The sequence below is a fragment of the Thalassobellus citreus genome (genome assembly GCF_044385915.1).
Lineage (GTDB): Bacteria > Bacteroidota > Bacteroidia > Flavobacteriales > Flavobacteriaceae > Thalassobellus > Thalassobellus citreus.
Genome location: NZ_JBISCC010000087.1, coordinates 1 through 7,334 on the forward strand (window position 1 = coordinate 1; position 7,334 = coordinate 7,334).

Annotated in this window: 8 protein-coding genes; all 8 read right to left on the bottom strand. The window is 30.2% G+C overall.

Annotated elements, in window-relative coordinates; translation table 11 throughout:
- Positions 1 to 294: 294 nt before the first annotated feature.
- The gene (locus ACH5TX_RS00715; protein ID WP_439337636.1) at positions 295 to 708 is read right to left on the bottom strand and encodes a hypothetical protein; all 414 of its coding nucleotides are present in this window, start codon (positions 706 to 708) and stop codon (positions 295 to 297) included.
- A gap of 193 nt (positions 709 to 901) precedes the next feature.
- A complete protein-coding gene (locus tag ACH5TX_RS00720) occupies positions 902 to 1,552 on the bottom strand; it encodes a hypothetical protein (RefSeq protein ID WP_439337637.1) in 651 nt (216 codons plus the stop codon).
- A 155-nt stretch (positions 1,553 to 1,707) separates the two neighbouring features.
- Positions 1,708 to 2,679, bottom strand: a complete 972-nt coding sequence (locus ACH5TX_RS00725; protein ID WP_439337638.1) for a hypothetical protein — start codon at positions 2,677 to 2,679, stop codon at positions 1,708 to 1,710.
- Between the two features lie 184 nt (positions 2,680 to 2,863).
- Positions 2,864 to 3,364 carry a hypothetical protein gene (locus ACH5TX_RS00730; protein ID WP_439337639.1) on the bottom strand — a complete coding sequence of 167 codons (501 nt, stop codon included), beginning with the start codon at positions 3,362 to 3,364 and terminating at the stop codon, positions 2,864 to 2,866.
- Positions 3,365 to 3,530: 166 nt separating this feature from the next.
- Entirely contained in the window at positions 3,531 to 4,589 is a 1,059-nt protein-coding gene (locus ACH5TX_RS00735) for a redoxin domain-containing protein (protein WP_439337640.1), read from the bottom strand.
- Between the two features lie 178 nt (positions 4,590 to 4,767).
- Positions 4,768 to 5,460, bottom strand: a complete 693-nt coding sequence (locus ACH5TX_RS00740; RefSeq protein WP_439337641.1) for a T9SS type A sorting domain-containing protein — start codon at positions 5,458 to 5,460, stop codon at positions 4,768 to 4,770.
- Between the two features lie 162 nt (positions 5,461 to 5,622).
- A complete protein-coding gene (locus ACH5TX_RS00745; RefSeq protein WP_439337642.1) occupies positions 5,623 to 6,516 on the bottom strand; it encodes a tetratricopeptide repeat protein in 894 nt (297 codons plus the stop codon).
- A gap of 158 nt (positions 6,517 to 6,674) precedes the next feature.
- Positions 6,675 to 7,139: a hypothetical protein gene (locus ACH5TX_RS00750; RefSeq protein ID WP_439337643.1), complete on the bottom strand. Its 465-nt coding sequence runs from the start codon at positions 7,137 to 7,139 to the stop codon at positions 6,675 to 6,677.
- Between the last annotated feature and the right edge of the window lie 195 nt (positions 7,140 to 7,334).

Genomic DNA, 7,334 nt, shown 5'->3' on the forward strand with positions numbered 1-7,334 from the left:
TAATTTTAGTCCGCGTTTTTATATTCCGCAAACTTGCTAAAAATCCACAGTTTTATTTTTCGTAATTGGCTAAAATTCCGCGTAAACTTTGGGTTCTAAAATTCAGGTTTTTAATCAGTTTTATTTTTTCCGATAGAGTGAGCAGCATTAAACCCAACGGTTGTGTATAAGGATAGTGCGTTTTTGTGTCCGAGGATTTTCCGCAGGAAAATCAGAGTGACTAAAAAAGCACTAACCTTTAGATTAAGAAATAAATTTAAGCATTATTTATTATACGTTGTTGCCATTAGTTTTTTATTTTTCGTAGAAGTCTCCTTCTTCCCAATTTTTTGTTCCGAGATATTTTCCGCAAAAATTGTAGCGTTTGATACTTCCGTTTGTATTAAATATTTTTCCATATCTAAAGAACCAAATTTCATTTTCTGTCAATTTAATACGTCGAAATCTTCTGTCGTCACTTGCATCCATAGAGGATATAAATATTGATTTCTTTTCAAAAAGTACAATTCCGTTTGAGTCTATAATTCGGTCGGTAACTATAACTTTTTTGTGTTTCAATGTCCAGAATAAAAACTTGCGCTTTTTGTCTATTGATTCGGTCTTTAAAGTCACACTTTCAATCCCACAACTATCATTTTTAGTCAGATTAGTGAACTGTAATTCAGTCGTTTTTATTCCGCTATTCGGATTAACGATTAGGGAAATCATACTTATTGAAATCGAAAATATTAAATTTAAGATGGTCATTTTAAATTAATGTCAACGGTTGTGTATAAGAATAGTGCGTTTTTGTGTCCGAGGATTTTCCGCAGGAAAATCAGAGTGACTAAAAAAGCTCTAACTTTTTGATTAAGAAATAAATTTAAGCATTATTTCTTATACTTTGTTGGCATACGTTTTTTTATTTCAATTCTATAAGCTCGATATCATATCGTTTTTTATGAAATCCAGTTAAGTGAATTTTATCATTCAATTCTTCTCTTATTATTAGGGGTATATCCATTTCCATAAAAAGAATATCAAATCCGTTATGGTTGAATCTTTCCCAACGAGTTCCTGGGTTTTTGGTTTTGTCAGAACTTTTAATTATCAGTGTGTCATTTATAAAGCTCAGAGTGTCATTGTATTCTTTTGATTTAATAAAAAAACGTTTGCCAATTAATTTTATGTTTTTCGATTTGTTTTTTAATGAATCATTCAGTTTTTTAAATACAGAATTGTTTGAGCCATCTTTACCTTTGAAAACTAAACTGTCATTATTTATTGATTCAATGATTTTATTGTTTTCAATATCTGAGTCGAGAATAATCTCATTTGATCTGTATTCATAAGTTCCATTTCCAAAGCTTTTTTCTGAAAGATAGTCGTAAGTGAAGTTTTTTGCGAAGTATTCGTTGTCTTTGAAAGTAACAAAATTCCTAATCGGTAAATTCATAAACGATTCAAATTTTTCAGAATATGAGTAAGCTCCAATCCAAGTTCCTTCCAACTTTTTGTTAGAATTACAGGATGTAATTAATCCTAAAAATAATATAAAGATGTTCTTTTTCAAATGGATGCCAACGGTTACGTATAATATTAGTGGCGCGTTTAAGCACTAATTTAATAAATAGAAACTTGCCAGCGGAAAATTCCGCAGGAATTTTCCAAGTAAGCTAAAACTAGCCATTAATTTTATGCTTTGTTGTGCGTTCGTTTTTTTTCTTTTTAATTATTTCCGTAGCACAGATTACAAGCCTTTAAATTAAAGTCTTCTAAAAATATTTCGTCGAATGTTTTTTTCTTGTAATTATAAGTCCATTTAAAGTATTCCGATAATAAATTAAACGCTTCTCTTTTCAATTCACGATGTTTATTCCAAAATTCTTTTAGTCTTTCAAAACCGTAATTATCTATAAATACTTCACTAACGTTTTTTAAATAACCATTTTCTATACTTTCTGTTATATAATTTGATATATCTAAATTTTCACGATTTACTAAAAAATCATATTTGGAAAGATTTTGCATTGTTCGACTGTTACAAATAAAATCTCGTTTTTTTAATAATTCAGCGATTTCGATTATAAATTTATTATGGTCGAATGACTTTTTAGTTCCAACATTTCCTTTAGATTTTTTTTCAATATACCAATGGAATTGATTATTGTCTGATTGACTTATAAAGATTGGTTCAATATTATATTTTTCGGGAAACGTTTTGTTGAAATCGGTAGTTAATATTTTGTCATTTATTTCTCCTGCCTCATATCTATGAACTGTGTAATTATTTTTTTCAAACCATTCTCTTATTTCCGCTACAATTTTTTCGTGCTTCTTTGAATCTTCTTCCGCTAACTTAACAAGAGGTTCAGGCATATAGAAATTTTTAAATCCTCTATTTAGCGCTTCGCATTGATTGTCTTTATGATATTTTACATTTCCCTTTATCTCAAGAACATAAGTTCGATTATCTTTTCTTTCAGGAACTTCTTTATGTGTCAAAACGTATGCTTTGTCTCCACTCAAAATAATTTTCTCCGCAAACAATTTTTTTAAATCAAGTTGATTAAATAAATAGTACAAATAATCATTGTCATAAATATTTGTTTTAAAAAACTGCTGGTCAATTCTGTCAAGGTTTTCAATCTCTATTCTTTCAATTAATTGTCGGTAAGAATAGTCTGTTAAAAATGCCATAAAGCCTTGAATTATGATGTTTTTTAGTTAGTTGGTCAAATGACGCACAACGGTTTTGTGTATGGTTTCGTTGCGTGAAAATCCGCGAGGATTTTCCGCCGTAAACCAAAGATAATAAAAACGCAAGGATTTTCCGATAGGAAAATCAGAAGCAATGAATTATACACTTTGTTGTGCATAGTTTTTATTCTTTCAATAGTTTTTCCGTTCTGTTCATCATCTTTGGATATTCTTTAACAAATTTAATTAAAACAGAATCTCCTAATTTTACTTTTTCAAATTCTCGCGAGTCAGGTATTGTTAATTGTGATTCATATTTTAAGCCATTATGGCTAAATTCAGTTATCAGGTAAGGCGATGTTTTCGCACCATACTTTTTTTCGATTACAATTCCATTTGTTAAGACTCCATCATTGTCAATCCGATTTTGAACTCGTGAACCGTTAAAATAAAGAATCATAAAGAATGTTATAGCTAAAGCTAATGATAAATTAATTATCAATTTTCTTTTCTTTTTTGGAAGTATTTCGGTCATTATCCCGAAAATAATGGAAGTATTCGCAAGATGACAGAGTCCAAGTAAAACAAAGAATTCCATAGGTTTTAATTCTTTGTACCAAAAAAAGTAAAGAGTTATTTCTAAACTAATAATTATAATACCAAAAACAATTAATACTCTTTTCAATCAGTTCGGGTTTTGGTGTAATTATGCACAACGTTTGTGTGTATGATTAGTGGCGTGTTTGAGTACCTAATTTAGTAAATACAAACCGAATAGAAAATCCGCGAGGATTTTCGTAAGCAAGCTACAACCAGCCATTAATTATACACGTTGTTGTGCAAAGTTTTTTTTAATTCAGTCGAGATTCTAATTCAATTCTCACTTCCTCTGCTGTTGGGTCTTTTGCCAAAATCAGTCCGTTTTCGTCGATTAGGAATATTCCACCGCCACCACCATCGACTCCATATTTTTGCCAAATATTATTTTGTCTGTCCAGTTCGACAAGATTTATCCATTCCCACTTTTCTTTCTCGAGGAATTTTACAAGTCTATCGGTATTTTTAAATTCTCCAGCAACTCCAATAATTGTAAATCCTTTGTCTTTGTATTCGTTGTAGAGAGGAACCATTGTTCTGCTTTTGGAGATACAAGGTCCACACCAAGTAGCCCATAAATCTAATAATGCTACTTTTTTATTAATTTTTTTAGAAAGTTTGATTTCATTTCCATTTAAATCAGGTGCGGAAAAGTCAGTATATTTTTTGCCAACCTTAATGTTCTCAATTGCATCAATTAAATTTGAAGCTAATTCGTTATAAGGATGGTTTGGATTGCTCTCTGATAATTTTTTGTAGTTATTTTTAATTAAATCTGAATTAAGGTTTTCTTTAAAATATCTTAATTGCTCTAAAAAAAGAAAATATGAAACCAAACTAGGATTTTGAGGAATATAATGTTCTTGCTCCCATTTTAGTTGTTCTTCCCAATCTTTAGGATTAAATAAAGAATCTGCTTCTTTTTTATAATTTTTGTATTTAGAGTTTAAATTTCCTCCCTTGACTATATTTTTATCAAATTCCTCTTCGGTAAATAAGGTTAAGTCAATTTTCTCATTTTCTAAAAAAAGAGGCATAGGTCTATACATTCCTTTTTTTACAGATTCTGCAAATGCTAAATTAACTACTTCTGGGTTTTGAAGTTCTTCTCGATAATGAAATTTTCCATTAATAACAGGAATCTCAATTATTGAATCGAATCTAGTATCTTGGTTAGGTTTGATTAACATAATTGATTTGGTATCTGTTCCTATTACTTCTCCGTTTAGTTCGAGGATATTCTTTTTGTCAGAAGAACAGTTAAATAAAATCATTGTTGAGAAGAACAATATTAATTTGGTAGTAAATTTCATTTGTAGTTCAGGTTTTAAATTTTGCACAACGGTTACGTATAATATTAGTGGCGCGTTTAAGCACTAATTTAGTAAATAGAAACTTGCCAGCGGAAAATTCCGCAGGAATTTTCCAAGTAGCAAAAACTAGCCATTAATTTTATGCTTTGTTGGCAACTGACTTTTAATAATCAAAATTCTATTTTTTAATAATTCTTTTATTAAGAGTTCCAAATTTCGAGTCAATTTTCATTATATAAAATCCATTAGATAAATCAGAAATGTCTATTGTTTCAAATTTGTTTTCTATAGTTTTAATACTTTGTCCTAATGAATTAAATATTTCTATTTTTAAAACAGGACTATTTTGGGATTTTATATAAATTAAAGAACTCGTCGGGTTCGGGTAAATGTCAATTTGGGGTAATTCAAACTTTGTTATGTTAAGTGGGTGATTTTTAAAAACTGCTTGTCCGAAAATAGGCGTATTTAAGTTTAAAACCATACCATTATCTTCTGAAGATAGATAATATCCAGAACCAATTAATTGGATAAAACCAAAATATTCATTTTCAAAATCATTATGGATTTCAACTCCACAGTTATCTATAGAATGTGAAAACTGGTCTGTTGCTAAAACATCAGGATATTGTAAGTTGAAAGTTCCATTGAATGTGTTGCAAGCTCCTGTTCCATTAAAAGTTAAATCTTCCATGATAGTCAGAGAAGGCGTTACATTAGGATTTATTTCTGAAACCACATAAGGTCCTGGACTTCCATCACTAGCCCTAACAGAATATAAATACCAAGTTTGAAATAAATCGGGATTTGGCTCTTGTGCAAAACAGTTTATTGAACAAATAATTGAAATCGAAAGTAATAATTGTTTCATAGTTCTTGTTTTTTTCAGCTTGTTGCCAACGGTTTTGTGTATGGTTTCGTTGCGTGAAAATCCGCGAGGATTTTCCGCCGTAAACCAAAGGTAATAAAAACGCAAGGATTTTCCGATAGGAAAATCAGCAGCAATGAACTATACACTTTGTTGGCACCAGTTTTATTGTTTTAATTCAGTTATCTGTTGTTCTGCATATTTCTTTGCGCTTTCGTCTCCATATTCAGCTGTCTTTTTATAATATTCAATAGCTTTTTCCTTATCACCTTTAAGTTTATAACCTTGAGCAATATTACCAAGAACTATATAATCTTTTGGATTAATATTTTCAGCTCGTAAAAGTGATTCAATTCCTTTGTCATATTCTCCAGTTAACAAATAAGTAATTGAAATATTTGATAAACTTTCTATATGGTTTGGATAAAATTTTAGAACCGTATTTGCAATTTCTCGCATATTTTTTAGTAAGTCATCATTACCAGTATTGTATAATTGTAATTGATAGTTTTGAATATCTAATAGAAATTCTTTTTCTTCACCATCATATTTTTCGTGGTTTGTCCAAGTCCATTTATTGTTGTTTTTAGCAGAATACTCAACTGTCTTTATTATTTCCGATGTGAAATTTGTCCAGTCAAGAATTTGTCCAAGTGCGTATATTTTTCCAAAGCGCATATCAAGTCGATTTGGGTAAAGCTTGATTCCTTCGTCAATTTTATTCAACCCTTTTTTCAATTCTGTTTGATCATAATGAATTTGACTTCCTAAAAATGCAGCATTATGATTTAAACTATCTTTTAATACAAGACTATCTCCGTTTGGTTGGTCGTTAGTCAATGCGAGAATTTCTTGGCGTGATTTCATAAAATGATAATTGAAGTAGCTCGTGAAAAGTTCAGCGTCTTTTGCATCTTCAGATTGCCATTTTTTCAAAGTCTTTAATTGATTAATAGTGTCATTAGTTTGACAATATTTTTGAAATTCAGATTGGTAATCTTGACTAAATCCTATTTGCGAAATTAAAATCACAATTAATGTTCCTAATATTCTCTTCATTCGTATTTTTCTCAAATTGGTGCCAACGGTTCGGCTATGAGTAGTTGCGTGGTTTGGTACTAAACTTTGCAAGTACACACCAAGCTGAAAATCCGCGAGGATTTTCAGAAGTAGGCGAGAACAAGCAATTACTTATAGCCATTGTTGGATGTCAGGCTTTATTTACTTTTACCTTTAAATTCAGTTTCAAGAAATTTTTGTTTCCATTCTCCATTTTCATAAACTCCTACAATGAAGTCGTATGTTTTTTCATCTTTATAAATCCACATTTCCGTAACAAATGTTCCTCCGTAATCATACATGTATTTCAAGTTTTTTTCTTCGCTCTCCACAGTTCCTTCTGTTAGATTGCCAAAAACATCGAACTCCCAAAACCTTATTTTTTTTAATTTCTCGTCATATTGTCTGATTCCGTGATTTCTTAAACCGAACTCAGTTTGTTCTTTATTCGTGAATCCCAAGGATTCAACTATAACTATTTTGTTGTCTAATGAAAATTTCAAACTTATCTCTTGTTTGAATTTGCTTCCATCTCCCCAAGTTCCTTCTGCTTTCCAAGTGTAATTTTCCAATGATTTAAAAATTGTCAAAGAATTATCTTGTGCCATTAATACAACTGGCATAAGAAAAAGGATTAAATTTTTCATAATGTTCTTTCAATTGTTTTAGCTTGCAGCCAACGGTTGTGTATAAGAATAGTGCGATTTTGTGTCCGAGGATTTTCCGTAGGAAAATCAGAGAGACTAAATGCGCACTAACTTTTTGATTTAGGAATAAATTTAAGCATTATTTATTATACTTTGTTGTAGCATGTTTTT

Coding starts and splice junctions, on each gene's coding strand:
- ACH5TX_RS00715 (WP_439337636.1), bottom strand. CDS start 708: ATGATTTCCCTAATCGTTAATCCGAATAGCGGAATAAAAACGACTGAA.
- ACH5TX_RS00750 (WP_439337643.1), bottom strand. CDS start 7,139: ATGCCAGTTGTATTAATGGCACAAGATAATTCTTTGACAATTTTTAAA.
- ACH5TX_RS00740 (WP_439337641.1), bottom strand. CDS start 5,460: ATGAAACAATTATTACTTTCGATTTCAATTATTTGTTCAATAAACTGT.
- ACH5TX_RS00725 (WP_439337638.1), bottom strand. CDS start 2,679: ATGGCATTTTTAACAGACTATTCTTACCGACAATTAATTGAAAGAATA.
- ACH5TX_RS00735 (WP_439337640.1), bottom strand. CDS start 4,589: ATGAAATTTACTACCAAATTAATATTGTTCTTCTCAACAATGATTTTA.
- ACH5TX_RS00745 (WP_439337642.1), bottom strand. CDS start 6,516: ATGAAGAGAATATTAGGAACATTAATTGTGATTTTAATTTCGCAAATA.